Consider the following 24,476-nt stretch of genomic DNA (forward strand, 5'->3'; position numbering starts at 1 on the left):
GCCCTGAGGGGCCGGTTTTGTATCTTAAATAAAGAATTGAGTAAGGAGTCGCAGCATGAGTCAGGAATGGGATGCCGGTCGGTTGGACAGCGACCTCGATGGCGTAGCTTTCGATACCCTGGCTGTGCGCGCTGGCCAGCATCGCACCCCGGAAGGTGAGCACGGTGATCCGATGTTCTTCACCTCCAGCTACGTGTTTCGTACCGCTGCCGACGCCGCTGCGCGCTTTGCTGGCGAAGTGCCGGGCAACGTGTATTCGCGTTATACCAACCCGACTGTGCGCGCGTTCGAAGAGCGTATCGCAGCGCTGGAAGGCGCTGAGCAGGCAGTGGCCACGGCCACCGGCATGGCGGCCATCCTGGCGGTGGTGATGAGCCTGTGCAGTGCCGGCGACCACGTGCTGGTGTCGCGCAGCGTGTTCGGTTCGACCATCAGTCTGTTCGAAAAGTACTTCAAGCGTTTCGGCATCGAAGTGGACTACGTGCCCCTGGCGGACCTGTCTGGCTGGGATGCGGCGATCAAGGCCAACACCAAGTTGCTGTTCGTCGAATCGCCGTCCAACCCATTGGCCGAGCTGGTGGATATCTCCGCATTGTCCGAAGTGGCACATGCCAAGGGCGCCATGCTGGTGGTCGACAACTGCTTCTGCACTCCGGCGCTGCAACAGCCGTTGAAGCTGGGCGCGGACATCGTCGTGCACTCGGCCACCAAGTTCATCGACGGCCAGGGTCGTTGCATGGGCGGCGTGGTTGCGGGGCGCAGCGAGCAGATGAAAGAAGTCGTCGGCTTCCTGCGCACGGCTGGCCCGACCTTGAGCCCGTTCAACGCCTGGATCTTCCTGAAGGGCCTGGAAACCCTCAGCCTGCGGATGAAGGCCCACTGCGCCAACGCTCAGGCCCTGGCCGAGTGGCTAGAGCAGCAGGACGGTATCGAGAAGGTGCATTACGCCGGCCTCAAGAGCCACCCGCAACATGAGTTGGCCCAGCGCCAGCAGCGTGGTTTCGGTGCCGTCGTGAGCTTTGAAGTGAAGGGCGGCAAAGAGGGCGCCTGGCGCTTTATCGATGCGACCCGTCTGATTTCCATCACCGCTAACCTGGGTGATAGCAAGACCACTATTACCCACCCGAGCACCACCTCCCACGGGCGCCTGGCGCCGCAGGAGCGTGAAGCGGCCGGTATCCGTGACAGCCTGATCCGCATTGCAGTGGGCCTGGAAGACGTCGCTGACCTGCAAGCTGACCTGGCTCGTGGGCTGGCGGCCTTGTGATCGAGTGGTCCATGGAAGCCGCGGCAGCCAGCAATGGGCGCGTCGCGCTGGTGACGGGGGCGGCGCGGGGCATTGGCCTCGGCATTGCCGCGTGGCTGATCAGCGAAGGCTGGCAGGTGGTGTTGACCGACCTGGACCGCGAGCGCGGCTCCAAGGTGTCCAAGGTGCTGGGCGAAAACGCCTGGTTCATCAGCATGGACGTGGCCGACGAAAAACAGGTGGCCCAGGGGGTCGCCGAGGTATTGGGGCAGTTTGGGCGCCTGGATGCGCTGGTCTGCAATGCCGCGGTGGCTGACCCTCGCAACATCACCTTGGAAAGCCTCGACCTGGCTTACTGGAATCGGGTGCTCGCCGTGAACCTCAGTGGGCCCATGTTGCTGGCCAAGCATTGCGCGCCTTACCTGCGTGCCCATGGTGGTGCCATCGTCAACTTGGCATCGACCCGGGCTGGCCAGTCTGAGCCGGACACTGAGGCCTATGCGGCAAGCAAAGGTGGCCTGCTGGCGCTCACGCATGCCTTGGCGATGAGTCTGGGGCCGGAAGTGCGGGTCAATGCGGTCAGTCCCGGCTGGATCGATGCGCGCGACCCTGCTGCGCGCCGCGCTGCGCCGTTGAGTGATGCCGATCACGCTCAGCATCCGGCGGGCAGGGTGGGGACTGTAGAAGACGTGGCGGCGATGGTGGCGTGGCTGCTGTCGCGCCAGGCGGGGTTTGTCACCGGGCAAGAGTTTGTCGTGGACGGTGGCATGAGCAAGAAGATGATTTACAGCGAGTAGGGTGGGTAGCCGTCTTGAAGCAATTTTGTCTTTTTCAGAAAAACTTCAAGCAGGCTATTGACTTAGGTCCGTTACCTGCGTAAATTTCGCGGCCTCAACGAAGCAAAGGGTGATTAGCTCAGCTGGGAGAGCATCTGCCTTACAAGCAGAGGGTCGGCGGTTCGATCCCGTCATCACCCACCACTTCTTGAGAGTTTTGCCTCAGGGCAAGACGCAACGTTAAAGGTTGCACCGACGCGCAGCGGTAGTTCAGTCGGTTAGAATACCGGCCTGTCACGCCGGGGGTCGCGGGTTCGAGTCCCGTCCGCTGCGCCATATTTTCCAGGTCTGATTCGTCAGGCTTGAGATTGAACAGTCAAGGCTGAACGATCAGATGTTTAAAGACGGTTGAGGCTTTACGCACAGCCGGTCAAGCGATACGCAGCGGTAGTTCAGTCGGTTAGAATACCGGCCTGTCACGCCGGGGGTCGCGGGTTCGAGTCCCGTCCGCTGCGCCATATCTGCCTCAAGGCCCACTGAACGCCTTGAAGCACAAAGCAAGCCTCTGGCTACTTTGATCCGATAGCAAAGGCCCTGGTCGAAAGACCGGGGTTTTTTGTGCCTGCGATTTGATAATGCGACCCGTGGGATCCTGATTGCGGGCGATGGCGTCAGTTAAATCGCCATCGACCGCAAGCGGGCTACCGGTTCCGAGTCAGAATCCCAATTTGTCGCGTAGCCCGTAATACCAGGCACCCATTGCCGCAAAGGGCGTGCGCAGCAGTTGCCCGCCCGGGAACGGGTAGTGCGGCAGGTCGGCAAACGCATCAAAGCGCTCTGCCTGGCCTCTGAGCGCTTCGGCCAGTACCTTGCCCGCCAGGTGTGTGTACGTTACGCCATGACCACTGCAGCCCTGTGAGTAGTAGATGTTGTCGCCCAGGCGTCCCACTTGCGGCAAGCGCGACAGGGTCAGCAGGAAATTGCCGGTCCAGGCGTAGTCGATCTTCACATCCTTGAGTTGCGGAAAAGCCTTGAGCATCTTCGGACGGATGATCGCCTCGATATTGGCCGGGTCGCGCGCGCCGTACACCACGCCACCGCCGAAGATCAGGCGCTTGTCGCTGGTGAGTCGGTAGTAGTCGAGCAAATAGTTGCAGTCTTCGACGCAGTAATCCTGCGGCAGCAGGGTTTTTGCCAGTTCGTCACCCAGAGGAGCGGTAGTGATCACTTGCGTGCCGCAGGGCATCGACTTGGCCGCCAGCTCCGGCACCAGGTTGCCCAGGTAGGCATTGCCCGCGACGATGATGAACTTGGCCCTGACCTTGCCCTGCGCGGTGTGTACCACTGGATTTGCGCCGCGCTCGATCCGCACTGCCGCCGATTGTTCGTAGATCGTACCACCCAGGGATTCCACGGCCGCGGCTTCGCCGAGTGCCAGGTTGAGCGGGTGGATATGCCCGCCGCTCATGTCCAGCAAGCCACCTACATAGTTGTCACAGGCCACCACTTCGCGGATACGGCGTTCGTCCAGCAGCTCCAGTTGAGTGTGGCCGTAACGCTCCCACAGACGCTTCTGCGACTCCAGGTGGCCCATGTGCTTGCTGTTGAGCGCGGCGAATACGCCGCCGTCCTTCAGGTCGCACTGGATCTGATATTTGGCTACTCGCTCGCGGATGATCTTGCCGCCTTCAAACGCCATTTGGCCCAACAGTTGCGCTTGCTTGGGCCCGACGCTGCGCTCGATCACATCGATATCACGGCTGTAGCTGTTGACGATCTGCCCACCGTTGCGGCCCGAGGCGCCAAACCCCACCTTGGCGGCTTCCAGCACGGTGACGCGAAAACCGTTCTCCAGCAGAAACAGGGCACTGGAGAGGCCGGTATAGCCGGCACCGATCACACACACATCGGTTTCGACTTCGCCTTGAAGTACCGGGCGAGGCGGAACGGCATTCGCGGAAGCGGCGTAATACGACTGGGGGTAGGGGGTGTTCGCCATCCTGGAACCTCTGTTTTATATTTTTTACGAGTGCGTCGATCCTACCTGAGTTGAAAATTGCCTGCCAGCCACCCGAAATTCACGGGTGTGCTCCCCGCAAATAAAAAATTCGCATATTCATAGGGTTAGCTGCAAAAAAGATGTTGACACCCCTCCGGAATTCCGTAGAATGCCGCCTCACAGCAGGCACGTAGCTCAGTTGGTTAGAGCACCACCTTGACATGGTGGGGGTCGTTGGTTCGAGTCCAATCGCGCCTACCAAACAAAATCCGCTCTGCTGGGCGGTCTAGAAGGGCTCACCGAAAGGTGGGCCCTTTTTTGTTGTCCTGGATTTCTTCAGAACGTTTGCAAGACACCCCTCTCAGAACGCCAAAGTAAAGAACACGACGTGCAGGATGATCTGCAGTCAGGCGCTGCCCTCCGGTTGCCGGACGCAGCGAATAGGGTCGGAAATGCGGAACTAAAATCGGCAATCCCGTCTACATTTCAAGGGGGAGTTCCCTTTCGGAGAAGACGATCATGTTTAAAGCTCGCTCGCTTGTATCCGCGGTTACCTGTCTTGTATTGGCCGTGGGTTCGGTGACGGCCCTGGCCGATCCTGGCAACGGTAAAGGCCAAGGCAATGGGAAAGGCAATTCACAAGGCGGCCAAGGCCATGGCAACCAGGGCAACAAGGGGAAAGGTTCCAGCGCAAGTGATTGGGATCACGGGCCCAGCATTGACCGGGGCGGTGTGCTGGGCGTGATCGGTGGCTATCGTGACTATTGGCGCCCAGGCCCTTCACTGCCACCCGGAATACAGAAGAATCTCGCTAGAGGAAAGCCGCTTCCACCTGGCATCGCCAAAAAGCTGGATGGCCGGTTGCTGGGCAGGTTGCCCCATTACGACGGCTACGAGTGGCAACAAGCGGGCACTGATTTGATACTGGTAGCCATCGCCTCAGGCATCATTTACGAGGTGCTCAACGGAGCGTTCGATTAAGTCGATAAGGGTTCGATTCTCTCCTCGCCAGGGTCTTTCTGGGTGGCGAGCAGGCTTTTATTACGGAATTCCCGCGCCACGTTGTCGGGTGTCTCACCTTCGTGGCGCGGGGGCTTGAGCCAGCTGGACAGCGGTTTGAAGATTGCCACGGCAAGCATGCGGGCAGTGATGCCGACGCACCCCGAAGGACGAGGCCCCTTTTGGTGGGGCGGCAGCCTCAGCCGCTTCCCTCCAGAACAATCCATAACGCTTCAATCACCGACAAAATTTATTGGTTCGCAGCAACAATTTTTCTTGTTGGACACCTCCCGCCCCAGGCAGCAAAGTTGCCGCCACTGACGCTCGACCTTTCGGGTCAACAATAAAAAACCGAGCCGACTGCACGCCCATTCTTGCTGTGAACCCGTTGTTCACATCCTGCTGTAATGGCGCCGCAGCGCGCATTTAAGGACCTCACGCCATGCAAACTGTTGTGAACTTATGGCCGTTGATCGGCGTACTTGTGATCGTGGTTGGCTTTGTCTTGCGCTTCAACCCGCTGTTGGTGGTCACCGCCGCCGCTATCGCTACCGGGCTTGCTGCCCATTTCCCTCTAGAAAAAATTCTCGCGACCATGGGCGATGGCTTCCTTCAGACCCGTGCCCTGCAATTGATCCTCCTGTTGCCCCTGGCGGTCATCGGCCTGCTGGAGCGTCATGGGCTGCGCCTGCATGCGCAGAACTGGATTGCGCGGTTCGAGCGCGCCACGGTGGGGCGTTTGTTGATCATCTATCTGTTTGTGCGCGAGTCCACGGCCGCCATGGGCTTGACCAGCCTGGGTGGACACCCGCAGATGGTGCGGCCACTGTTGGCTCCGATGGCCGAGGGCGCGGCGGAAAAACGCTACGGCAAGCTGCCGGACAAGTTGCGTCACAAGGTGTTGGCCATGTGCGCCGCGACGGACAACGTCGGCCTGTTCTTTGGTGAAGACATCTTTGTCGCCTTTGGCGCGATTGCCTTGATGCACACCTTCCTGCTTGGCTCGGGGATTGATGTGGAGCCACTGCACATTGCGGTATGGGGGATTCCGACGGCAATCTGCGCTTTCATCATCCACGCAATCCGCCTGCATCGGTTCGACCGAAGACTCACCCGTGAGATGACGCCTGCCGCCGCCTCGGTGGAGGCTGTGCAATGATTATTTCCATTCAATACCTGTACTGGCTGGCTGGCGTTCTGCTACTGATCACGGCGGGCATGATTGTGATGGACCGAACCCATCCAAAGCGCTGGTCCACTGCGCTGTTCTGGCTGTTGTTCGCCATTCCGTTCCTGATCGGTGAGCGTCTGCCGTCGGTGGCTATCGGCGCAGGCATCGTGGTAATGGCACTGATCGCCGGCATGGGCGGCGTCGGTCGTGGCAAACATGTCGAACTGCATGACAAGGCATCCCGTGCCAGTGCCGGTCGCCTGGGTCATAAGCTGTTTATCCCGGCGTTGGCCATTCCCCTGACCACCGTCATCGGTTCGGTGTTGCTCAAGCACACAGAGATCGGCGGTGTCCCGCTGCTGGACCCGAAAAACACCACCTTTGTGTCACTCGGCATCGGCTGCCTGATCGCTCTCGGCCTGGCCTGCTGGCTGACCCGTGATACGCCGGTGCAAGCCTTGCGTGAATCCCGTCGTCTGACTGAGGCACTTGGCTGGGCTATGGTGCTTCCGCAAATGCTGGCAATGTTGGGCTTACTGTTTAACGAAGCTGGGGTCGGTACGGCAGTCGCGCATGTCACCACCACCTATATCAACCTGGATTTCAAGTTGGTGGCGGTGATGGTCTATGTACTGGGCATGGCGTTGTTTACGGTGATCATGGGGAATGGCTTTGCGGCTTTCCCGGTGATGACGGGCGGCGTCGGCGTGCCGGTGCTGGTCGGTATCTACGGCGGTAACCCGGCGGTGATGGCGGCGATCGGCATGTTTTCCGGCTATTGCGGTACCCTCATGACGCCGATGGCCGCCAACTTCAATATCGTGCCGGCGGCATTGCTCGAGCTGCCGGACAAGAACGCGGTGATCAAGGCGCAGTTGCCGACTGCGTTGATGATGCTGGTGGTCAATATTGTACTGCTCTACCTGTTGATGTGAGGCCAGGATGCGAATTGTACTGCTGACGGGTTTCGAACCCTTTGATCAAGACCAGGTGAACCCCTCCTGGGAAGCTGTGCGCCAACTGGATGGCGTGCAGTTGGGAAGCGACGTGAAGATTGTTGCGCGCCGGCTGCCTTGTGCATTTGCCACGGCGGGTGAATGCCTGACCCGGCTGATCGACGAGTTGCACCCGGCGATGGTGATCGCCACCGGATTGGGGCCGGGGCGTAGCGATATCTCAGTCGAACGGGTGGCGATCAACATCAATGATGCACGCATCCCCGATAATCTGGGTGAGCAGCCTATCGATACGGCAGTCGTGGCTGACGGCCCGGCGGCTTTTTTCACGACGCTGCCGATCAAGGCGATGGTCAAGGCCGTGCGTGAAGCGGGAATCGCGGCCTCGGTATCGCAGACGGCAGGGACGTTCGTGTGTAATCAGGTTTTTTATCTGCTGCAGCATGCGCTCGCAGGGTCTGGGGTACGCAGTGGGTTTATCCACGTACCGTTTCTGCCGGAACAGGTGGCGGGTTCGCAGCGGCCCTCGATGGCACTGGATGCAATGGTTGCGGGATTGCAGGCGGCTGTACTGACAGCTTGGCATACACCGGTGGATGTCAAAGAAGCGGGCGGGCAGGTCAGCTGACCGGCCCGACGCGTCTCACATTGCAAACAGTCGGGTGAGCCCGAAGGTGATCGTGCAGGCTAGGCCTGTCATTGCGCATGCGGTGGCCACGTACCATTTGATAAGGTTCGTTTCAGTGGTTGCCAGGTCTGCCTTGGACGCGAAGTGCTTATCCATGGCGTCTGCCTTGCTCGAAACGCTGATCAGCTTTTCATTCATTTCAGCCAGCCCCTTTTCCAGTAAACCTAATCGTATTTCCATTCCCGAATCTCCATTTTTTGGCGGTTGCCGGCTCTGCCTTGAGCCCCTTGGGAAGAAAGATTAGTGCGGCTTCAGTCAAACAGTAAGCGACAAACTTTTGCAAAATAACACCGGGCGTTTTGACGCTCAGTCTTCCCGTTTCGGAAAGAATAACTCAAAACATGTCACCCCTGCCTCGCTGCTCACGTCGTAACGTCCATTGTGCAGCTGCATGATGGTCGCCACGATCGACAAGCCCAGCCCATTGGACTGCGCCGAACGTTCTCGTGACTCATCCACCCGGTAAAACCGTTCGAACAGTCGCAGTAAGTGCTCGGCGGCGATGGTTTCGCCTCGATTGCTGACCCTCAGGTGAATGCCCTCGGCACTTGGAACCGCACGGATCTGCAGCACAGTACCCGGCGCACCATATTTGATGGCGTTGGCGCACAAGTTCGCCAGGGCCCTGCGCAGCAGCATCGGCTCCGCCCAGATTACCCCGTCGCCTTCAGCATGAATGCTGATATCCACATCCCCCGCCAGGCCTTCAAAGTACTCGGCGATGCGTTCCACTTCGTCCGCGGCATTCAGTTCCTGGCGTTGACGCAGGGCACTGGCGGGGTCAGTGCGGGCCAGGAACAGCATGTTGTCGAGCATCCGTGCCAGGCGTTCAAGTTCTTCGACGTTGGACGCCAACAGTTGCTGATAGCTCTCGATGCTGCGGTTTTGTTGCAGGGCGACCTGGGTTTCTCCCAGCAGGTTGTTGATCGGCGTGCGCAGTTCGTGGGCCATGTCGGTGGACACCTGGCCCAGCTGTACAAAGCCCTTGGCCAGCCGTTCCAGCATGGTGTTGAACGAATCAATCATCGGCAGCAGTTCTTTTGGCGCGCCGTGACTGTCGAGGCGTTCGGCGAGGTTGCCGACGCCGATGCCCTGGGCGTGTCGGGCCAGACGGCGCAGCGGCAAAAGCCCACGATGAACCAGCAGGTAACCGACCACGGCCAGGATGATTGCGGCAATGCTCGCCAGGATATAAACGCTCAAGCGGTAGCTGGCGAGCACGGCGGTGCGCTCGGTCATCAGGCGCCCCGTGGTGACCTGCAGGCTGCCCAGGTCGCCGGAGTCGATGGACGCGGCGACGGTCGCGAAGGGCACGCCATTGATGCCGGGAAAGTGGTGCACATCGGCAAACGTCAGCTTGTGGTTCTTCGGGACGGGGGGCACGGAGGGCAGGTTGATATTGCCGGGGTTGACCGTCAGCAACGGTTGTTGCCCTGGCGCGGCGATGCTCAGCACTGATTCACGGTTGCCCAGCATGTTCTGGAACAGTTCCGGCTTGGTCTTGATCAGGTCCAGGGTGTTGCTGTCATTGAGCAGGTTGCGCAGTTGGTCGATGCGATAGATCAAGGCGGCATCGTCACGCATGATCAGCTCGCGCTCCAGCTCGCGGTACAACGCCACACCCAGGGTTGCCAGCAAGGCGAAGGCGAGCAGGGCAAAGATCAGCGCCAGGCGCAGGGTCAGGGAGTAATGGCGACGTGTGTTCATGGCTGGGTATCGAAACGGTAGCCGATGCCGCGCACGCTGTGGATCAGCTTGAGTTGGAACGGGTCGTCGATTTTCAAGCGTAGGCGCCGCACGGCGACGTCCACCACGTTGGTGTCGCTGTCGAAGTTCATGTCCCACACCCGCGAGGCGATCAGCGAGCGGGACAGTACCTGGTCCTGGTGGGTTGCGAACAGATGCAGCAGGGCGAACTCTTTATTGGTCAGGGTAATGCGCGTGCCGGCGCGGGTAACGCGGCGCTTCAGCACGTCGATTTGCAGGTCGGCGATCTGCAGCTGTTCCTCGTCCCGGCTCGGGCCGCGACGGGTCAGGGTACGCAAGCGTGCTACCAGTTCGGCGAAGGAGAACGGCTTGATCAGGTAATCGTCGGCGCCCAGTTCGAGTCCCTTGATACGATCGGCAATGTCATCGCGTGCAGTCAGAAAAAGTACTGGCGTGTCAGCTTCCTTGCGTAGGCGGCGCAGCACTTCCCAGCCGTCCATTTTTGGCATCATCACATCCAGCACGATCACGTCGAACGGGGTTTCCAGGGCCTGGTGCAGACCGTCCACGCCGTCGCGGGCGAGACTCACGGAATAGCCCAGTTCCTGCAGGCCATTGAGCAGGTAATTGCCGGCCTTGGGTTCGTCTTCGACTACGAGAATGTTCATGGGAAATGCCCTGTCTCAATGCGTGGCGCAAGTGTAGCCCGATCAATTGTCACTGGCGCAACCGATGCCCTGCACCTGGTAGTCCAGCACGTGTTCGCGGCCTTGGCTGTCGAGGTAGTTGAGGCGTGCGGGGACGATGCCGCATTGGCCGTAGGTGTCGGTGCTCGACAGGACTTTTGCCACGTCCAGGTGGACGAAAAAGCCGGTTTTATCGTGGATCACGGGCTCGGCGGCAAACACGGAACCGGTAGCGAGCAACGCGGCAACGCCGAAGATAAACAGTTTCATGGCGGTATCTCTCTTAATGGGTTGGCTGCCAGGTCATGGCAGTGAGTTCACAGTAACCAGGGGGCCCGAACAGCCAACCAACAGGATGATGACAAGTGTGTAATGCAAGGCTTAAGGCTGGCGGCCCGAGGCTTCGAGGATCAGGTCGGTGATTTCCTTGGCGTGGGATACCAGCGACAAGTGGCTTGATGGCAACTCGATGGTGGTGGCGTTCATGCGTTTGGCAAGGAAGCGCTCCAGGTCCGGGTTGATAGTCTGGTCATTCGCCGACACCGCGTACCAAGACGGCTTGGTGTGCCAGGCGGCATTGACGGTGCGGCCGCTGAAAAGCGTCTTGGTGATGGGTTGCTGCACGGCATACAGCTGCATGGCTTTGGCGCGCGGCACGTCGGCGGCGAAATACTTGAGGAAGGCGTCCTGGTTCAGGGTGAGGTAGCCGCCGTGATCTTCGACGCCGGCGCGCACAGGCATGGTCGGGTACTTGGCCGAGAGTGCAACGAAGTCTTCGTTGGCATCTGGAGCCCGGGCGGCCACGTAGACCAGGGCGCTGACGTTCGGGTTGACTCCGGCGTCGCTGACCACGGTGCCTGCGTAGGAATGGCCGACCAACACGGTAGCGCCGTCTTGCTGATCCAGCACACGGTTGGTGGCGGCGACATCGTCGGCCACCGAGGTCAGTGGGTTCTGCACGGCAGTGACGTGCAGCCCAGCGGCCTGGAGGCGGGTAATCACCTCGGACCAACTCGAGCCGTCAGCCCAGGAACCGTGCACCAGTACTACATTATTGGCTTTGACCGGCGCGACAGTGCCGGCCATGGCGGTGCCAGTGCCCAGCATCAGCAGCGTGGCGGCGATCAGGCAGAGTTTGCTTGCAGGTTTCATGGTGAAGACCCTTTTCATCAGTAGGAAGTGGCGTCATCCGGTGTGGGTGACTGACGACTCCACTGTATGAAGTGAGGGTGGTGACAAGACTTACCGTTTGATTACAAAGCTGTAATGCAATCGGGTCGGGAGCGTTTACAAGCGACGAGGTGATCCGTAGATTGCGTTGGGCCCATCATTTGTCTCCGTCCATGAGGAAGCCGCGCAGTGTCCATCCGAGGTTCAGCCGTATACAACCGCCGTTACCGTGCCTTTCTGTTCGATATGGATGGGACGTTGCTCAACTCCATTGCTGCCGCCGAGCGAGTGTGGAGCATCTGGGCTGAACGCCATGGTCTGGATGTGCGGGCGTTTTTGAAGACCATTCACGGTGCCCGCGCGATCGATACCATCACCCGCCAGGCACTCCCCGGCGTCGATCCCGAGGCTGAGGCGCGGTGGATCACCGAGGCGGAGCTCAATGATGTCGAGGGCGTTGTCGCGATTCCCGGTGCTGTCACGTTTCTGAACAGCCTACCGGGCGATCAATGGGCACTGGTTACTTCAGCACCCAGGGAGCTGGCCTTGCGTCGCCTGCAAGCGGCGGGCATTGCGCCGCCGGCGGTACTGGTGACGGCCGAAGATGTTGCCATCGGCAAGCCGAACCCCGCCTGCTACGTGCTGGGCGCGCAACGCCTGGGCGTGCCGGTGCAAGAGTGCCTGGTGTTTGAAGATGCGACGGTAGGCATCCGTGCGGGAGAGGCCGCAGAGGCGGATGTGATGGTCGTGACCTCGACACATCACACACCAATGGTTACCGAGCATCCATCGATTGACGGGTACGAGCAGCTAAACGTACGGCGTGACGCACAAGGATTGTTGTACGTGCAGAACGCGGCGGGCTGACGCGAAAAGGCCGAGCCCGTTAACGGTCTCGGCCGTGTTCTGCGCTGGATGGATCGGGCGGCTGCATCCGGTCATTCCTCATGCTCTTGCGTGACTGCACCATCTCCCTGAGTATTTCATTGGCCAGCCCTGCGATCGCTTCGGCTCCGCGGTAATGCGCGCGCACGATCCCGGTAATTGCAAAATGGTCGGTTTCCGGCCCGCTGAGCACGACCGAAAGGGTTCCATCCGCATGTAACGTACAGGTCACCTGATAGCTGGGCAGCCGTGCTGCCAGTGCGGATTCGATCTGGGATTTGCTCAGGGTATCCATCTTGCGTCAGTGCCTTTTCCTGATCATGCACGCCCAAGCATAGGTCGTGTTGTGGTGCTGTAAATACCGGCGATCTGATAGCGAATGGTGCCGCTTCAACGGGCCGCTTGCCGGCACAACTTACGCTGCACGGCTTTCTGGATGGGTTGGAGGCAGAACAGCAGCAGGTAGCCGCCGAGCAGCAGTGTCAGGTTCAGCCAGGAGTGGGGGGTGTTGGAGTCGGTGCCTTCGATTGCATGCCTCACGCCATACGCCAGGCCCACAACGATCAACCCGATCAATAGGGCAATTATCCAAGAAATGTAGGAAAAAGGCGGTGCGGTCGTGGGCCTCATCGACGTGCTCCTGAATGCACATGGATGGCTGAGTGTCAGTCAGGGGATTCGGCCGCGAATGAAACAACTAGTTCCAGGCGTGAAGACAGTTTCATCTTTCCACGAAGATGAACACGTTGGCGACGTCTATCACGCAACAAAGATCAGAGCAATCCGAAGAAGTTTTCGCCAGCCATTACAGTGAACGAAAAGGCTGGCTACTGAGGGCGCTTCAAGGCGTCTGGTTTTTGTCCGGTGCAGTCAGGCCAGCCTGGATGCGCTGGTAGATCTCCTCGCGATGCACGGCAACATCTTTGGGGGCGTTGATGCCGATTCGTACTTGCTGGCCGCTTACGCCCAGGATGGTGATCGTTATGTCATCACCGATGTTTATGCTTTCACCGACTTTGCGGGTGAGTATAAGCATGGACTTCTCCTTGATTACTTTTAAGGACACATGTTTCAGACAGGGCAGGTGTCGGATGTGTGTAGCTTACTGCTAAGCGCTTCCCTGTGACTGCCTCTTTTAGGACGCATAGAGGCGACATTAATTCCCATGGCGGCATCATACAGGTCTGCGATACATGATTCGCATTGTTTAAGCCAACGTTTATGACGGCCAGAATAGACAGTGAATGATAAAGTCGCCTCTTTATCTTTTAAGGAGCAGGGCAGTGCGTAAAGTAGCGATGGCAATTGCGGTGTTGGCATTGGCCGGTTGCGGTGAAGGCAAAAGCGTCGATGCGCCCAAGCCCAAGCCTGCCGTGACCGAAAGCCAGCCCCAGACCGGTGCGATTGCCGCCCAGGAATGGGACGTTCGGGTAGGCCCGCCGGACCACAAGTTGCAGGCGATCACCGACCTCACGGCCTGGCTGCTGGAGCATGGTTTCAATTTTTACATCGTGAAAGTGGATGGCAAGGACGAAGTCCTGCTGGGGCCTTTCGCAACCAAGGCTGAAGCCGAGGCGAAACAGACCCTGCTCAACGAGAAAATGGCCCGCGCCAAAAAAACCGACACTGTGTCAGAAATCATTGAGCACAGTGCCGCCCAATAAGGGCCACGTGGGCGGGCGCCCCGCCCACGTTCAACCGCAGGCTTTGAGGTTTACCGGGCCGACAAATTCATTGCCACGCCCCATCACGCACGCCACGGTCTGGTTGCGTTGACGCTCCCAGGCCTGCACCGGGTAAGTCTTGTTCCAGGCTTCATATAGCTGGCGATCCTGTTTTGACAGGCGCAAGCCGTACTGCTTGCTCATGTAGAAATACGTGCGGGCGATCATCCCCCGAATGGAAGGGCGCGGCATGACCTTCTTGGCCTTGAAGTCCACCTGGGTCAGACAAGAGCCGTATTGCCCGTTTTGCACCGGCAGCCAACCAAAGCTGAAGTTGTTACGGTCCCCATTGACCTCGCCGATGCTCGGCACCAGGTTGTGCAGGTCGGCTTCGGCGCGCTTGAACACGTCGTCGTGACGCGTGCAGTTCTTGCGCCCGCCATCCTGCCAGCACTGACGCTGATGCCCGATCTGCCACGCTGGAACGATGTGCTCCCATTCGATGCGTGCGGCGCGGTTGGCGTTTTTGCGTGGGATGTAGCCACAGCCCTTCAAATCCACACGGTTGCCGGTGTATTTGCAACCGCAATAGAACTCGGTGGATTGTGGGGCGTAGAGCTTCCAGGCGACTTTCTTGGCTTCACTGAAGGTTCGGGGCGCCTGGGCGTGGGCGGTGAAGGTGAGAAACAGGCAACACACAGCGATAAAACGGACACTCATTGAATCAATCTTCCTTCGGTACAACCCAGAAAATCTGTACACCGCCGTCGTCCCGATAGGCGAGGGTGACGTTGTCGTTTTCAGCGATTTCCTCCAGCAAGCGCGCCCACTCATCCTCAGGCTCTTCCGGCAAACGGAAGATCAAGGCCGCCTTGGCTTTCTGCGCGTTGGTCGAATTGATGATCTTTTGCACACGAACAGCCAGGCGTTCGTAGGCATCGGGCGGGGTTGGCGCTGCGGAAGAGGACTTTGCCACGGAGTATTCCTTAATATGCTGTACGCACATACAGTATTTAACTGTAGGCGTTTTCGCAACTGCTTAAACTTCAAGAAGTCCGTCTGACAGCAAATCAGGCAATTTCGTGTAGGGCGGGGGCGGGGATTTGTAGGAGCGAGCAGGCTCGCTCCTACAGGACGCGGCTAGGAATCAGTATTCCCAGAACATCCGTTGCAGCTCTTTGCTGTCCTGGGTCTTGGTCAGGGCGACCATTGCCAGGATGCGGGCTTTCTGTGGGTTGAGGTCGAGGGCCGCGACCCAATCGTATTTGTCGTCAGGCTGTTCGGCGTTACGCAACACCATGCCGCCGGCATTCACGTGGGAAGAACGAATGATCTGCACACCTTGTTTGCGCAGTTCTACCAGTGCGGGCACGACTTTGGAGGACACAGAGCCATTGCCGGTGCCAGCGTGGATGATCGCTTTGGCGCCGGCTTGAGCCAGTGCCTTGTAGGCGGTATCGCTCACATTGCCATAGCCATAGGCAATCTCGACATCGGGCAGGCTCTTGATGTTCTTGATGTCGAATTCCGAATCCATGGTGTGGCGCTTGGCAGGCAAGCGGAACCAGTAGGACTTACCTTCAACCACCATGCCCAGTGGGCCCCATGGGCTCTTGAACGCTTCGGTCTTGATATTGATCATCTTGCTGACGTCGCGACCCGACTGGATCTCGTCGTTCATGGTGACCAGCACGCCCTTGCCGCGTGCATCTTTGCTGCCGGCCACGGCCACGGCGTTGTACAGATTGAGCATGCCGTCTGCCGACATGGCGGTGCCTGGGCGCATGGAGCCGACCACCACGATTGGCTTGTCGGTTTTTTCCACCAGGTTCAGGAAGTAGGCGGTTTCTTCCAGGGTGTCGGTACCGTGGGTGATCACGATGCCGTCCACGTCCTTGCTGTCGGCCAATTCGGCGACGCGGCGACCCAGCTGCAGCAGGTTTTCGTTGTTGATGCTCTCGGACGCAATTTGCATCACTTGCTCGCCGCGCACGTTGGCGATCTGGCTAAGCTCAGGAACACCGGCGATCAATTGCTCGATGCCGACCTTGGCCGCCTGGTAGGTGGCACTGTTGGCCGCGCTGGCGCCGGCGCCGGCAATGGTGCCGCCGGTGGCGAGGATCACCACGTTGGACAGTTTGGTCTTGGATTCAACTTCCTTTGCCTGGGCGGCAACGGGGAACAGCAGCAGGAGGGCTAACGCGCCCGGAACAAAGTTTTTCAGTGCAGATTTCATTATTTTTCTCTCTGGTTTTTGATGAGTGCTGTAGCAGGTTCATCTAGAACACCCGGGCGATACTGAATGCCGCGAGGTAACGGGGTAGAGCAGGATTTGTACCATGCTGAGCGTGAATCCATTTACAAATTAAATCTTTGATTTATAACAAATTATATTGAAATTTAATGGCGATTTACCCGGTGGGCGTCCGGCTTTCCGAACATCAGACGACATTGCGTTCGGTTGTCCGAAAGAGCTGGCGCTCGCCGCGTGAAGGTTTGCAGGCGTGACGCAGCACAGTCTGTCGTTTTAGAGAACGATCAAGCGCGCACTATGTTTACAGACGTGATTGTTTGTCGCGGGGGAAGGGTGAGATGAAAGGCTATTTTCAACCGTTGACAAATCTCGACAAGGTTCTCATAGTTTGAATAACGCAAACGTTTGCGAGATGTTTCACGGAACACTCCTGGAGTATCGTGACAGCTCGTTTCAGCCACCCGGGTGGGAAGGCTGCCGAAGTGCCCTTCGGTGCAAGCGTTGCTCACAATAATCATAAGATCGGAGTGAACCCATGAAGCTGCCATTCGCTGGACGTCTTCTTGCTGTCGCTGTGCTTGCCGCCGCATCCGCTGCCCTGCCTCTCTCCTCTGCATTCGCTGATGACGCCGCCAAACCCAAGGTCGGCCTGGTCATGAAATCCCTCGCCAATGAATTCTTTGTCACCATGCAAGACGGTGCCAAGACGTACCAGAAAGAACACGCCGCCGATTTCGACATGATCACCAACGGGATCAAGAACGAAACCGACACCAGCGCGCAGATCGATATCGTCAACCAGATGATCCTCGCCAAGGTCAACGCGATCGTCATCGCACCCGCTGACTCCAAGGCGCTGGTCACCGTGCTGAAGAAGGCGTCCGATGCGGGTATCAAAGTCGTCAACATCGACAACCGCCTCGACCCGGACGTGCTCAAAAGCAAGAATCTCGATATCCCGTTCGTAGGTCCGGACAACCGCAAGGGCTCAAAGCTGGTGGGCGACTACCTGGCCAAGCAACTGGCTTCGGGTGACAAGGTTGGCATCATCGAAGGTGTGCCGACGACCACCAACGCCCAGCAGCGCACCGCAGGCTACAAGGACGCGATGGACGCTGCAGGCATGAAGATCGTTTCCACTCAATCCGGCAACTGGGAAATTGACCAGGGTCAGAAGGTTGCCTCCGCCATGCTGAGTGAATACCCGGACCTCAAGGCGCTGTTGGCCGGTAACGACAACATGGCGCTGGGCGCCGTCTCCGCTGTGCGAGCGGCAGGCAAGGCCGGCAAAGTACTGGTGGTCGGCTACGACAACATCGAGGCCATCAAGCCGATGCTGCAAGACGGTCGTGTGCTCGCCACCGCTGACCAGGCAGCTGCCCAGCAAGCCGTGTTCGGTATCCAGAACGCGCTCAAGCTGGTCAAGGGTGAGAAAGTCGACTCCAAAGACGGCGTGATCGAAACCCCGGTCGAACTCGTCCTCAAGAAGTAATCCTGGCAGTACCCAACAGCGCCCGCTCGTCCTGAGCGGGCGCCTGGAGATTTTCCTATGTCATCTTCCGCCCCGAACGCTGTCCTCTCGGTCAGCGGTATCGGCAAGACCTATGCCCAGCCGGTTCTGTCCGACATCACCCTGACGCTCAATCGCGGGGAAGTGTTGGCGCTGACCGGTGAGAACGGCGCAGGCAAAAGCACCTTGTCGAAGATCATCGGCGGGCTGGTCACACCGACCACCGGGCACATGCAGTTCAATGGCCAGGATTTCCGCCCTGGCAGCCGCACCCAGGCCGAAGAGCTGGGCGTGCGCATGGTCATGCAGGAGCTCAACCTGCTGCCGACCCTGACCGTCGCCGAGAACCTGTTCCTGGATAACCTGCCCAGCCACTGTGGCTGGATCAGCCGCAAGCAACTGCGCAAGGCTGCGATCGAGGCCATGGCCCAGGTCGGCCTGGATGCTATCGACCCGGATACACTGGTCGGCAGCTTGGGGATTGGCCATCAGCAGATGGTCGAAATCGCCCGCAACCTGATCGGCGACTGCCATGTACTGATCCTCGACGAACCCACGGCCATGCTCACTGCCCGCGAAGTCGAGATGCTTTTTGAGCAAATCACCCGCCTGCAGGCCCGGGGCGTGGCGATTATCTACATTTCACACCGGCTGGAAGAGCTGGCGCGTGTGGCCCAGCGCATTGCGGTGTTGCGCGACGGCAAGCTGGTCTGTGTCGAGCCGATGGCCAACTACAACAGCGAGCAACTGGTCACCCTGATGGTGGGGCGTGAGCTGGGCGAGCACATTGACCTGGGCCCACGCACCATCGGCGGCCCGGCCCTGACGGTGAAAGGCTTGACCCGCTCGGACAAGGTCCGCGACGTCTCCTTCGAAGTGCGCGCAGACGAGATCTATGGTATCTCCGGCCTGATCGGCGCGGGGCGGACTGAATTGTTGCGCCTGATCTTCGGCGCCGACCTGGCCGACAGCGGCACTGTGGCGCTCGGTTCGCCGGCCCAGGTCGTGAGCATCCGCTCGCCCGTGGACGCGGTAGGTCATGGCATTGCCCTGATCACCGAAGACCGCAAGGGGGAAGGCTTACTGCTGACCCAGTCCATCAGTGCCAACATTGCCTTGGGCAACATGCCGGAGATCTCTGGCGGGGGCGTAGTCAACAGCCGCGACGAAACCGCCTTGGCCAAGCGTCAGATCGACGCCATGCGCATCCGCAGTTCCAGCCCGGCGCAGTTGGTCTCCGAGCTGTCCGGCGGTAACCAGCAGAAAGTGGTGATCGGCCGCTGGCTGGAGCGCGATTGCTCGGTAATGCTGTTCGATGAGCCGACCCGTGGCATCGACGTCGGTGCCAAATTCGATATTTATGCCTTGCTTGGCGAATTGACCCGCCAGGGCAAAGCGCTGGTGGTGGTGTCCAGTGATCTGCGTGAACTCATGCTGATCTGCGACCGCATCGGCGTGTTGTCCGCCGGTCGCTTGATCGAGACCTTCGAGCGCGACAGCTGGACCCAGGACGAATTGCTCGCCGCCGCCTTTGCCGGCTATCAGAAACGTGATGCGCTGCTCAACGATGCAGTGCTTAGGGATACCCCATGAAAACCACAACTTCCCCCGGCAAGACTGGCGGCAACTTCTACGGCCTCGGCACCTACCTGGGCCTGGCGGGCGCCTTGCTGGCGATGATCGCTCTGTTCTCGGTGCTCAGCGACCACTTCCTGTCCTATGACACCTTCAGCACCCTGGCCAACCAGATTCCAGACTTGATGGTACTGGCGGTGGGCATGACCTTCATCCTCATCATCGGCGGCATTGACCTATCGGTGGGGTCGGTACTGGCACTGGCGGCGTCGGCCGTCAGCGTGGCGATCCTCGGCTGGGGCTGGAGTGTGTTGCCGGCTGCCGTGCTGGGTATGGGCTGTGCAGCCTTGGCCGGTACCATCACCGGCTCGATCACCGTGGCCTGGCGCATTCCGTCGTTTATCGTGTCCCTCGGCGTGCTGGAGATGGCCCGTGGCGTCGCGTACCAGATGACCGGCTCGCGCACTGCCTACATCGGTGATTCGTTTGCCTGGCTGTCCAATCCGATTGCCTTTGGTATCTCGCCGTCGTTCATCATCGCCTTGCTGGTGATCATCGCCGCACAGCTTGTACTAACGCGCACCGTATTTGGTCGTTACCTGATCGGTATCGGCACCAACGAAGAGGCCGTACGCCTGGCGGGGATCAATCCCAAGCCCTACAAGATCCTGGTCTTCAGCCTCATGGGCCTGTTGGCAGGTGTGGCTGCGCTGTTCCAGATCTCGCGCCTGGAAGCGGCGGACCCGAATGCCGGCTCCGGCCTTGAGCTGCAAGTGATCGCGGCGGTGGTGATCGGCGGTACCAGCCTGATGGGCGGGCGCGGTTCGGTGATCAGTACCTTTTTTGGTGTATTGATTATTTCGGTATTGGCGGCAGGCCTGGCGCAGATCGGCGCCACGGAACCCACGAAGCGCATCATTACCGGTGCCGTGATCGTGATTGCCGTGGTCCTCGATACCTACCGCAGTCAGCGCGCCAGTCGGCGAGGCTGAACCATGGCAACGATCAAGGATGTGGCAGCGCTTGCAGGTATTTCCTACACGACGGTGTCTCATGTGGTGAACAAGACGCGCCCGGTCAGTGAGCCGGTGCGCATCAAGGTCGAAGCGGCGATCAAACAGCTCGACTACGTGCCCAGTGCCGTCGCGCGTTCGCTCAAGGCCAAGACCACAGCCACCATCGGTTTGTTGGTGCCCAACAGCCTCAACCCGTATTTTGCCGAGTTGGCCAGGGGCATCGAGGATTACTGCGAGCGTAACGGCTATTGCGTGATCCTGTGCAACTCCGACGACAATGCCGAAAAGCAACGCAACTATTTGCGCGTGTTGCTGGAAAAACGTATCGACGGCTTGATCGTAACTTCGGTGGGCGGCGATGACAGCGGCCTTGCCGCTGGATTGAGCGCGGTACGTACGCCCATGGTGATTGTCGACCGGGCGCTGGATGGCATCGACGTGGATTTGGTGCGTATTGACCACGAGGAGGGCGCCTACCTGGCGACCCGACACTTGCTCGAACTGGGCCATCGAGACATCGCCTGCATCGGCGGACCTGCCCATACCCGTGTCGCGCAAATGCGCTTGGCGGGCTATCACCGTGCGCTGCGAGAGGCAGGCGTAACGGTGGCAGCCAATCGCACCCAGGAAAGTGACTTCACCAGCACGGGCGGTTATACCGCCGCCGTGCAATTGTTGACGGAAAATCCGCCCAGCGCGATTTTTGCCAGCAACGATATGATTGGTTTCGGCGTGTTGCGCGCAGCAGCGGAGCGTAACATCCGCGTGCCGGGCGAGCTGTCGGTGATCGGTTTTGATGACATTCAAATGGGCCGTTATGTCTACCCGGCGTTGACCACGGTCGGGCAATCGATCGTGCAACTCGGCGAGACGGCGGCCGAACTCTTGCTGCGAAGAATTGCAACACCCCACATGCCGATCGATCAACGTATCGTGACGCCGAGCATTGTGTTGCGCGAGTCGACGGCGCCCGTCGCCGGTACATTTGCCCAATACCGCTGAATCGAATTGATGAGTACTGATGTATGCCAGCAAAAGTAGTGGTAGTAGGCAGCTTGAACATGGACCTGGTGACCCGCGCCAGCCGGCTGCCGCGTGCCGGTGAAACGCTGATCGGCCAAACGTTTTCCACGGTGCCTGGCGGTAAGGGCGCGAACCAGGCTGTAGCTTCGGCACGCTTGGGGGCCGATGTTTCAATGATTGGCTGCGTTGGCAGCGATGCCTATGGCAGTCAGTTGCGCGAGGCATTGCTGGTGGAAGGCATCGATTGCCAGGCCGTTAGCACCGTGGACGGCTCCAGTGGCGTGGCCCTGATCGTGGTCGATGACAGCAGCCAGAACGCGATTGTGATCGTGGCGGGCAGTAACGGCGAACTGACGCCTGCGTCGTTGCAGGCGTTCGACGCAGTATTGCAGGCGGCTGACGTGATCGTCTGCCAGCTGGAAGTCCCGATGAATACGGTGGGCTATGCGCTCAAGCGCGGCCGTGAGCTGGGTAAGACGGTGATCCTCAACCCGGCTCCGGCCAGCGGTCCATTACCGGCTGAGTGGTATGCATCGATCGACTATTTGATCCCCAATGAAAGTGAGGCCTCCGCACTCAGCGGCGTGACAGTCGATTCGATTGACGCTGCCAAAGTGGCTGCGACCCAATTGATTCAGGCGGGCGCCGGCAAAGTCATCGTCACCCTGGGGGCTCAGGGCGCGCTGTTTACCGACGGCCAGCGCTTTGAGCATTTGCAGGCGCCGAAGGTCAAGGCAGTCGACACCACGGCTGCGGGGGACACCTTTGTTGGTGGCTTTGCCGCGGCGTTGGCCAACGGCAAAAGCGAGGCCGAGGCCATCCGTTTTGGCCAGGTCGCGGCGGCACTGTCGGTCACCCGTGCCGGTGCACAGCCCTCTATTCCAACGCTGCACGACGTACAAGGTTTTGTGCCCTCATGAAAAAGACACCTCTGCTCAATATCGCCCTGTCGCGCGTGATCGCCTCTCTGGGGCACGGTGACATCCTGGTGATCGGTGATGCCGGCCTGCCGGTGCCGCCGGGCGTCGAGCTGATTGACCTGGCGTTGACCCAGGGCATCCCGGATTTCATCAGCACCTTGCGTATCGTGCTCAGTGAAATGCAAGTGGAGAGCCATGTGTTGGCCGAAGAAATCCTGCTCAAGCAACCGCCGGCACTGGCTGAACTCAACGCACTCACAGAACAGACCGCCCTCGGTGAGCGGCGCCTGGTCAGCCATGAAGAATTCAAACAGCTCAGCCGCAAGGCACGCGCCGTGGTGCGCACTGGCGAATGCCAGCCTTACTGCAATATCGCGCTGGTGTCCGGCGTAACGTTCTAGCGTTCTCAACGACAAGGAGTGTTTTATGCAATGTAGTCTTCCAACCCTGAAAAACCTGTTCCGGAGTGTTCTGCTTTTGTCCGCACTCACTGCTGCAAGCGCCCAGGCGGCGGAAAAGATCGATCTGATCATCGACACCGACCCCGGCGCTGATGACGTGGTGGCCTTGCTGTTCGCCATGGCCTCTCCGGATGAGCTGAACATCCGCGCGCTGACCACCGTCGCCGGCAACGTTCGCCTGGACAAGACCTCCCGTAACGCCCGGCTGGCCCGTGAGTGGGCAGGGCGGGAAGAAATCCCGGTGTACGCCGGTGCGCCGGCACCTCTTCTGCGCAAACCGATCTACGCCGAGAACATCCATGGCAAGGAAGGTATTTCCGGTGTCACCGTACATGAGCCCAAAAAGGGCCTGGCGGACGGCAATGCCGTTGATTACCTGATCAAGACCCTCAGCACCGCCAAGCCTCACAGTATCACCATCGCCATGCTTGGCCCGCAGACCAACCTGGCGCTGGCATTGACCCAGGCGCCGGAAATCACCCAAGGCATCAAGGAAGTGGTGGTGATGGGCGGTGCGCACTTCAATGGCGGCAATATCACCCCGGTGGCGGAGTTCAACCTGTTCGCCGACCCGGTTGCAGCCGAGATTGTGCTCAAGAGCGGCGTAAAGCTGACCTATCTGCCGCTGGACGTGACCCACAAGGTGCTGACCAGCGAAGCACGCTTGAAAAAGATCGCCGACATCAAGAACAACGCGAGCAAGGTGGTGGGCGATATTCTTAACGAATACGTCAAGGGCGACATGGAGCACTACGGCATTCCTGGCGGCCCGGTGCATGACGCTACCGTCATCGCCTACCTGCTCAAGCCTTCGCTGTTCAGTGGTCGTCAGGCCAATATGGTGGTGGATAGCCGTGAGGGCCCGACCTTCGGCCAGACCATCGTCGATTGGTACGACGGCCTGAAGCAGGACAAGAATGTGTTCTGGGTTGAGAATGGCGACGCGCAGGGCTTCTTCGATCTGTTGACTGAGCGCCTGGCGCGCCTGAAGTAAGGGGTTGACCGGTCGGCGTTCGCTGGCCGGTTCTTATTCGCGCTCGGGGTCGTGTGCCCCCATGTGATCGGCCGGATACTTTTCGAATATCTGGCCGATAAACGCTTGCGCCGCCTGCGTGCCCAGTTCCTTGACCAGTAGGTCGATACCAATGATTGCCAATTCCTCTGGGCTGCCAGGACTGTAGGAGCTTTGTCCTTGTGGCCACTTGGCTTTGATGTCGGCTTGGAGCGTTACGGTGGTCATGACTGTCTCGCGGGGTTGAGAGTACTGGGCAATGCGCTGGAACGCGGTTCTTACCGGGCCAGTTAACCATTTTGTACCGCGTTTGGCACTGATACTTAGGCATGAGGCGATTCGGAATGACGGCGACGCTGTGCGACACTGTTCGCCTGTTTAATTGCCGGGGACACCACGTGCAGATCGATTTGAACAATCCCGAGAACCTGACATTGGGAAATGTGCGCCTGCTGCTCGCCAGTGCCAGCGACGACGAACATACCCAGTTGCGCGTGACCAAGGCCGGAATCGCCTATATCTCCTCTGGGAGGGTGGTAGGTGGTGTGGATATCGACGGGCTGCTGTTCCGCCTGGAGACCTGGGCAAAAGGCTCTGGATACGTAGGTAATGTGGCCGCCAGCGATGAAGTCTGGGTGACGCAGATTTTCAATGCGCTGAAGGAAAACTGGCCGAAGCCGGCGTTCGACTACATCGACATCTACTGAACACATTCATATCTGGTCACGATTGACCGGGCGAATGCCTGCCCAGAGTCA

Annotated in this window: 30 protein-coding genes and 4 tRNA genes; 20 read left to right on the plus strand and 14 right to left on the minus strand. The window is 59.3% G+C overall.

Annotated features, from left to right (window positions below; all coding sequences use genetic code 11):
• Positions 1 to 55: 55 nt before the first annotated feature.
• The 5 genes from BMZ57_RS02970 (at position 56) to BMZ57_RS02990 (ending at position 2,540) form a co-directional block, all read left to right on the plus strand.
• Positions 56 to 1,267 (plus strand): O-succinylhomoserine sulfhydrylase, encoded by a 1,212-nt coding sequence (locus BMZ57_RS02970; protein ID WP_069672443.1) that lies wholly within the window; start codon positions 56 to 58, stop codon positions 1,265 to 1,267.
• 11 nt (positions 1,268 to 1,278) lie between these two features.
• On the plus strand, positions 1,279 to 2,043 hold the full coding sequence (locus BMZ57_RS02975) for an SDR family oxidoreductase (protein ID WP_021491192.1): 765 nt from the start codon (positions 1,279 to 1,281) through the stop codon (positions 2,041 to 2,043).
• Between the two features lie 107 nt (positions 2,044 to 2,150).
• A tRNA-Val gene (locus tag BMZ57_RS02980) sits at positions 2,151 to 2,226 on the plus strand.
• Between the two features lie 55 nt (positions 2,227 to 2,281).
• Positions 2,282 to 2,358 (plus strand) — tRNA-Asp (locus BMZ57_RS02985).
• A gap of 105 nt (positions 2,359 to 2,463) precedes the next feature.
• Positions 2,464 to 2,540 (plus strand) — tRNA-Asp (locus BMZ57_RS02990).
• Positions 2,541 to 2,737: 197 nt separating this feature from the next.
• On the opposite strand, the gene BMZ57_RS02995 is transcribed toward BMZ57_RS02990, so the two are convergent.
• Positions 2,738 to 4,021, minus strand: a complete 1,284-nt coding sequence (locus BMZ57_RS02995; RefSeq protein WP_010209080.1) for an NAD(P)/FAD-dependent oxidoreductase — start codon at positions 4,019 to 4,021, stop codon at positions 2,738 to 2,740.
• A 184-nt stretch (positions 4,022 to 4,205) separates the two neighbouring features.
• On the opposite strand from BMZ57_RS02995, the gene BMZ57_RS03000 reads away from it, so the two are divergent.
• Both BMZ57_RS03000 and BMZ57_RS03005 read left to right on the plus strand, forming a co-directional pair.
• Positions 4,206 to 4,282: transfer RNA gene (locus BMZ57_RS03000), tRNA-Val, on the plus strand.
• A gap of 258 nt (positions 4,283 to 4,540) precedes the next feature.
• Positions 4,541 to 5,002 (plus strand): anti-virulence regulator CigR family protein, encoded by a 462-nt coding sequence (locus BMZ57_RS03005; protein ID WP_010209082.1) that lies wholly within the window; start codon positions 4,541 to 4,543, stop codon positions 5,000 to 5,002.
• On the opposite strand, the gene BMZ57_RS29440 is transcribed toward BMZ57_RS03005, so the two are convergent.
• On the minus strand, positions 4,999 to 5,160 hold the full coding sequence (locus BMZ57_RS29440; protein WP_010209083.1) for a hypothetical protein: 162 nt from the start codon (positions 5,158 to 5,160) through the stop codon (positions 4,999 to 5,001). The genes BMZ57_RS03005 and BMZ57_RS29440 overlap by 4 nt on opposite strands.
• A gap of 302 nt (positions 5,161 to 5,462) precedes the next feature.
• Between BMZ57_RS29440 and BMZ57_RS03020 the strand changes: the two genes are divergently transcribed.
• From BMZ57_RS03020 to pcp, 3 genes are read left to right on the plus strand one after another with little or no spacing between them, the layout of a single operon-like run.
• Positions 5,463 to 6,179, plus strand: a complete 717-nt coding sequence (locus BMZ57_RS03020; protein WP_010209084.1) for a DUF969 domain-containing protein — start codon at positions 5,463 to 5,465, stop codon at positions 6,177 to 6,179.
• A complete protein-coding gene (locus BMZ57_RS03025; protein ID WP_010209085.1) occupies positions 6,176 to 7,126 on the plus strand; it encodes a DUF979 domain-containing protein in 951 nt (316 codons plus the stop codon). The genes BMZ57_RS03020 and BMZ57_RS03025 overlap by 4 nt, the downstream gene beginning before the upstream one ends.
• Before the next feature lie 7 nt (positions 7,127 to 7,133).
• Positions 7,134 to 7,775 (plus strand): pyroglutamyl-peptidase I, encoded by a 642-nt coding sequence (pcp, locus tag BMZ57_RS03030; protein WP_047540622.1) that lies wholly within the window; start codon positions 7,134 to 7,136, stop codon positions 7,773 to 7,775.
• Positions 7,776 to 7,790: 15 nt separating this feature from the next.
• Here the strand turns inward: pcp and BMZ57_RS03035 are convergent, their stop codons facing one another.
• From BMZ57_RS03035 to BMZ57_RS03055, 5 genes are all read right to left on the minus strand, one after another.
• Positions 7,791 to 8,015, minus strand: coding sequence for a hypothetical protein (locus tag BMZ57_RS03035; RefSeq protein WP_042571793.1), 225 nt, complete (start codon positions 8,013 to 8,015; stop codon positions 7,791 to 7,793).
• Positions 8,016 to 8,141: 126 nt separating this feature from the next.
• Positions 8,142 to 9,542: a heavy metal sensor histidine kinase gene (locus BMZ57_RS03040; protein ID WP_042571792.1), complete on the minus strand. Its 1,401-nt coding sequence runs from the start codon at positions 9,540 to 9,542 to the stop codon at positions 8,142 to 8,144.
• Entirely contained in the window at positions 9,539 to 10,210 is a 672-nt protein-coding gene (locus tag BMZ57_RS03045) for a heavy metal response regulator transcription factor (RefSeq protein ID WP_010209090.1), read from the minus strand. Before BMZ57_RS03045 ends, BMZ57_RS03040 begins: the two co-directional genes overlap by 4 nt.
• A 42-nt stretch (positions 10,211 to 10,252) precedes the next feature.
• Positions 10,253 to 10,498 carry a DUF2790 domain-containing protein gene (locus BMZ57_RS03050; RefSeq protein ID WP_010209091.1) on the minus strand — a complete coding sequence of 82 codons (246 nt, stop codon included), beginning with the start codon at positions 10,496 to 10,498 and terminating at the stop codon, positions 10,253 to 10,255.
• 111 nt (positions 10,499 to 10,609) lie between these two features.
• On the minus strand, positions 10,610 to 11,380 hold the full coding sequence (locus tag BMZ57_RS03055) for an alpha/beta fold hydrolase (RefSeq protein ID WP_044287548.1): 771 nt from the start codon (positions 11,378 to 11,380) through the stop codon (positions 10,610 to 10,612).
• 207 nt (positions 11,381 to 11,587) lie between these two features.
• On the opposite strand from BMZ57_RS03055, the gene BMZ57_RS03060 reads away from it, so the two are divergent.
• Positions 11,588 to 12,265: an HAD family hydrolase gene (locus BMZ57_RS03060; RefSeq protein WP_010209096.1), complete on the plus strand. Its 678-nt coding sequence runs from the start codon at positions 11,588 to 11,590 to the stop codon at positions 12,263 to 12,265.
• A gap of 19 nt (positions 12,266 to 12,284) precedes the next feature.
• Here the strand turns inward: BMZ57_RS03060 and BMZ57_RS03065 are convergent, their stop codons facing one another.
• The 3 genes from BMZ57_RS03065 to csrA all read right to left on the minus strand — a co-directional run bounded on the left by BMZ57_RS03065 (position 12,285) and on the right by csrA (position 13,319).
• The gene (locus BMZ57_RS03065; RefSeq protein WP_010209097.1) at positions 12,285 to 12,578 is read right to left on the minus strand and encodes a DUF1652 domain-containing protein; all 294 of its coding nucleotides are present in this window, start codon (positions 12,576 to 12,578) and stop codon (positions 12,285 to 12,287) included.
• Between the two features lie 95 nt (positions 12,579 to 12,673).
• Positions 12,674 to 12,913, minus strand: coding sequence for a hypothetical protein (locus BMZ57_RS03070; RefSeq protein WP_029529087.1), 240 nt, complete (start codon positions 12,911 to 12,913; stop codon positions 12,674 to 12,676).
• Positions 12,914 to 13,124: 211 nt separating this feature from the next.
• Entirely contained in the window at positions 13,125 to 13,319 is a 195-nt protein-coding gene (gene csrA, locus BMZ57_RS03075; protein WP_003192511.1) for a carbon storage regulator CsrA, read from the minus strand.
• A gap of 262 nt (positions 13,320 to 13,581) precedes the next feature.
• Between csrA and BMZ57_RS03080 the strand changes: the two genes are divergently transcribed.
• Positions 13,582 to 13,947, plus strand: a complete 366-nt coding sequence (locus BMZ57_RS03080; protein WP_021491190.1) for an SPOR domain-containing protein — start codon at positions 13,582 to 13,584, stop codon at positions 13,945 to 13,947.
• A gap of 30 nt (positions 13,948 to 13,977) precedes the next feature.
• On the opposite strand, the gene BMZ57_RS03085 is transcribed toward BMZ57_RS03080, so the two are convergent.
• The 3 genes from BMZ57_RS03085 to BMZ57_RS03095 form a co-directional block, all read right to left on the minus strand.
• Positions 13,978 to 14,667 carry an endonuclease gene (locus BMZ57_RS03085; RefSeq protein WP_010209100.1) on the minus strand — a complete coding sequence of 230 codons (690 nt, stop codon included), beginning with the start codon at positions 14,665 to 14,667 and terminating at the stop codon, positions 13,978 to 13,980.
• 4 nt (positions 14,668 to 14,671) lie between these two features.
• The gene (locus BMZ57_RS03090) at positions 14,672 to 14,923 is read right to left on the minus strand and encodes a DUF1654 domain-containing protein (RefSeq protein WP_010209101.1); all 252 of its coding nucleotides are present in this window, start codon (positions 14,921 to 14,923) and stop codon (positions 14,672 to 14,674) included.
• Between the two features lie 171 nt (positions 14,924 to 15,094).
• Entirely contained in the window at positions 15,095 to 16,183 is a 1,089-nt protein-coding gene (locus BMZ57_RS03095) for an asparaginase (protein ID WP_010209102.1), read from the minus strand.
• A gap of 553 nt (positions 16,184 to 16,736) precedes the next feature.
• Here BMZ57_RS03095 and BMZ57_RS03100 point away from each other — a divergent pair.
• From BMZ57_RS03100 to BMZ57_RS03130, 7 genes are read left to right on the plus strand one after another with little or no spacing between them, the layout of a single operon-like run.
• Positions 16,737 to 17,693, plus strand: a complete 957-nt coding sequence (locus BMZ57_RS03100; protein ID WP_010209103.1) for a sugar ABC transporter substrate-binding protein — start codon at positions 16,737 to 16,739, stop codon at positions 17,691 to 17,693.
• A 57-nt stretch (positions 17,694 to 17,750) separates the two neighbouring features.
• Positions 17,751 to 19,304 carry a sugar ABC transporter ATP-binding protein gene (locus BMZ57_RS03105; protein ID WP_069672444.1) on the plus strand — a complete coding sequence of 518 codons (1,554 nt, stop codon included), beginning with the start codon at positions 17,751 to 17,753 and terminating at the stop codon, positions 19,302 to 19,304.
• Positions 19,301 to 20,278 (plus strand): ABC transporter permease, encoded by a 978-nt coding sequence (locus BMZ57_RS03110; protein WP_010209107.1) that lies wholly within the window; start codon positions 19,301 to 19,303, stop codon positions 20,276 to 20,278. The genes BMZ57_RS03105 and BMZ57_RS03110 overlap by 4 nt, the downstream gene beginning before the upstream one ends.
• Before the next feature lie 3 nt (positions 20,279 to 20,281).
• Positions 20,282 to 21,304 carry a LacI family DNA-binding transcriptional regulator gene (locus BMZ57_RS03115; RefSeq protein WP_010209108.1) on the plus strand — a complete coding sequence of 341 codons (1,023 nt, stop codon included), beginning with the start codon at positions 20,282 to 20,284 and terminating at the stop codon, positions 21,302 to 21,304.
• Positions 21,305 to 21,327: 23 nt separating this feature from the next.
• Positions 21,328 to 22,245: a ribokinase gene (gene rbsK / locus BMZ57_RS03120; protein ID WP_010209111.1), complete on the plus strand. Its 918-nt coding sequence runs from the start codon at positions 21,328 to 21,330 to the stop codon at positions 22,243 to 22,245.
• The gene (gene rbsD, locus BMZ57_RS03125; protein WP_010209113.1) at positions 22,242 to 22,646 is read left to right on the plus strand and encodes a D-ribose pyranase; all 405 of its coding nucleotides are present in this window, start codon (positions 22,242 to 22,244) and stop codon (positions 22,644 to 22,646) included. The genes rbsK and rbsD overlap by 4 nt, the downstream gene beginning before the upstream one ends.
• 25 nt (positions 22,647 to 22,671) lie before the next feature.
• Complete coding sequence (locus BMZ57_RS03130; RefSeq protein ID WP_021491189.1) at positions 22,672 to 23,700, plus strand: nucleoside hydrolase; 1,029 nt, start codon at positions 22,672 to 22,674, stop codon at positions 23,698 to 23,700.
• 33 nt (positions 23,701 to 23,733) lie between these two features.
• Here BMZ57_RS03130 and BMZ57_RS03135 read toward each other — a convergent pair whose 3' ends face one another.
• Positions 23,734 to 23,946 (minus strand): hypothetical protein, encoded by a 213-nt coding sequence (locus tag BMZ57_RS03135; RefSeq protein ID WP_010209115.1) that lies wholly within the window; start codon positions 23,944 to 23,946, stop codon positions 23,734 to 23,736.
• 170 nt (positions 23,947 to 24,116) lie between these two features.
• On the opposite strand from BMZ57_RS03135, the gene BMZ57_RS03140 reads away from it, so the two are divergent.
• Positions 24,117 to 24,425, plus strand: a complete 309-nt coding sequence (locus BMZ57_RS03140; protein ID WP_029529088.1) for a hypothetical protein — start codon at positions 24,117 to 24,119, stop codon at positions 24,423 to 24,425.
• Positions 24,426 to 24,476 lie beyond the last annotated feature (51 nt).

The sequence above is a fragment of the Pseudomonas simiae genome, from assembly GCF_900111895.1.
In the GTDB taxonomy this organism is placed as follows: domain Bacteria; phylum Pseudomonadota; class Gammaproteobacteria; order Pseudomonadales; family Pseudomonadaceae; genus Aquipseudomonas; species Aquipseudomonas simiae.

Excerpts from the sequence above, each read along its gene's own strand:
- BMZ57_RS03050 (WP_010209091.1), bottom strand. The coding sequence starts at position 10,498 with ATGAAACTGTTTATCTTCGGCGTTGCCGCGTTGCTCGCTACCGGTTCC.
- BMZ57_RS03085 (WP_010209100.1), bottom strand. The coding sequence starts at position 14,667 with ATGAGTGTCCGTTTTATCGCTGTGTGTTGCCTGTTTCTCACCTTCACC.
- BMZ57_RS03135 (WP_010209115.1), bottom strand. The coding sequence starts at position 23,946 with ATGACCACCGTAACGCTCCAAGCCGACATCAAAGCCAAGTGGCCACAA.
- BMZ57_RS03070 (WP_029529087.1), bottom strand. The coding sequence starts at position 12,913 with ATGAGGCCCACGACCGCACCGCCTTTTTCCTACATTTCTTGGATAATT.
- pcp (WP_047540622.1), top strand. The coding sequence starts at position 7,134 with ATGCGAATTGTACTGCTGACGGGTTTCGAACCCTTTGATCAAGACCAG.
- BMZ57_RS03055 (WP_044287548.1), bottom strand. The coding sequence starts at position 11,380 with ATGAAACCTGCAAGCAAACTCTGCCTGATCGCCGCCACGCTGCTGATG.
- BMZ57_RS03040 (WP_042571792.1), bottom strand. The coding sequence starts at position 9,542 with ATGAACACACGTCGCCATTACTCCCTGACCCTGCGCCTGGCGCTGATC.
- BMZ57_RS03115 (WP_010209108.1), top strand. The coding sequence starts at position 20,282 with ATGGCAACGATCAAGGATGTGGCAGCGCTTGCAGGTATTTCCTACACG.
- BMZ57_RS02995 (WP_010209080.1), bottom strand. The coding sequence starts at position 4,021 with ATGGCGAACACCCCCTACCCCCAGTCGTATTACGCCGCTTCCGCGAAT.
- rbsD (WP_010209113.1), top strand. The coding sequence starts at position 22,242 with ATGAAAAAGACACCTCTGCTCAATATCGCCCTGTCGCGCGTGATCGCC.
- BMZ57_RS02975 (WP_021491192.1), top strand. The coding sequence starts at position 1,279 with ATGGAAGCCGCGGCAGCCAGCAATGGGCGCGTCGCGCTGGTGACGGGG.
- BMZ57_RS03005 (WP_010209082.1), top strand. The coding sequence starts at position 4,541 with ATGTTTAAAGCTCGCTCGCTTGTATCCGCGGTTACCTGTCTTGTATTG.
- BMZ57_RS03065 (WP_010209097.1), bottom strand. The coding sequence starts at position 12,578 with ATGGATACCCTGAGCAAATCCCAGATCGAATCCGCACTGGCAGCACGG.
- BMZ57_RS03100 (WP_010209103.1), top strand. The coding sequence starts at position 16,737 with ATGAAGCTGCCATTCGCTGGACGTCTTCTTGCTGTCGCTGTGCTTGCC.
- csrA (WP_003192511.1), bottom strand. The coding sequence starts at position 13,319 with ATGCTTATACTCACCCGCAAAGTCGGTGAAAGCATAAACATCGGTGAT.
- BMZ57_RS29440 (WP_010209083.1), bottom strand. The coding sequence starts at position 5,160 with ATGCTTGCCGTGGCAATCTTCAAACCGCTGTCCAGCTGGCTCAAGCCC.
- BMZ57_RS03035 (WP_042571793.1), bottom strand. The coding sequence starts at position 8,015 with ATGGAAATACGATTAGGTTTACTGGAAAAGGGGCTGGCTGAAATGAAT.
- BMZ57_RS03080 (WP_021491190.1), top strand. The coding sequence starts at position 13,582 with ATGGCAATTGCGGTGTTGGCATTGGCCGGTTGCGGTGAAGGCAAAAGC.
- rbsK (WP_010209111.1), top strand. The coding sequence starts at position 21,328 with ATGCCAGCAAAAGTAGTGGTAGTAGGCAGCTTGAACATGGACCTGGTG.
- BMZ57_RS03095 (WP_010209102.1), bottom strand. The coding sequence starts at position 16,183 with ATGAAATCTGCACTGAAAAACTTTGTTCCGGGCGCGTTAGCCCTCCTG.
- BMZ57_RS03020 (WP_010209084.1), top strand. The coding sequence starts at position 5,463 with ATGCAAACTGTTGTGAACTTATGGCCGTTGATCGGCGTACTTGTGATC.
- BMZ57_RS03105 (WP_069672444.1), top strand. The coding sequence starts at position 17,751 with ATGTCATCTTCCGCCCCGAACGCTGTCCTCTCGGTCAGCGGTATCGGC.
- BMZ57_RS03045 (WP_010209090.1), bottom strand. The coding sequence starts at position 10,210 with ATGAACATTCTCGTAGTCGAAGACGAACCCAAGGCCGGCAATTACCTG.
- BMZ57_RS02970 (WP_069672443.1), top strand. The coding sequence starts at position 56 with ATGAGTCAGGAATGGGATGCCGGTCGGTTGGACAGCGACCTCGATGGC.
- BMZ57_RS03110 (WP_010209107.1), top strand. The coding sequence starts at position 19,301 with ATGAAAACCACAACTTCCCCCGGCAAGACTGGCGGCAACTTCTACGGC.
- BMZ57_RS03025 (WP_010209085.1), top strand. The coding sequence starts at position 6,176 with ATGATTATTTCCATTCAATACCTGTACTGGCTGGCTGGCGTTCTGCTA.
- BMZ57_RS03130 (WP_021491189.1), top strand. The coding sequence starts at position 22,672 with ATGCAATGTAGTCTTCCAACCCTGAAAAACCTGTTCCGGAGTGTTCTG.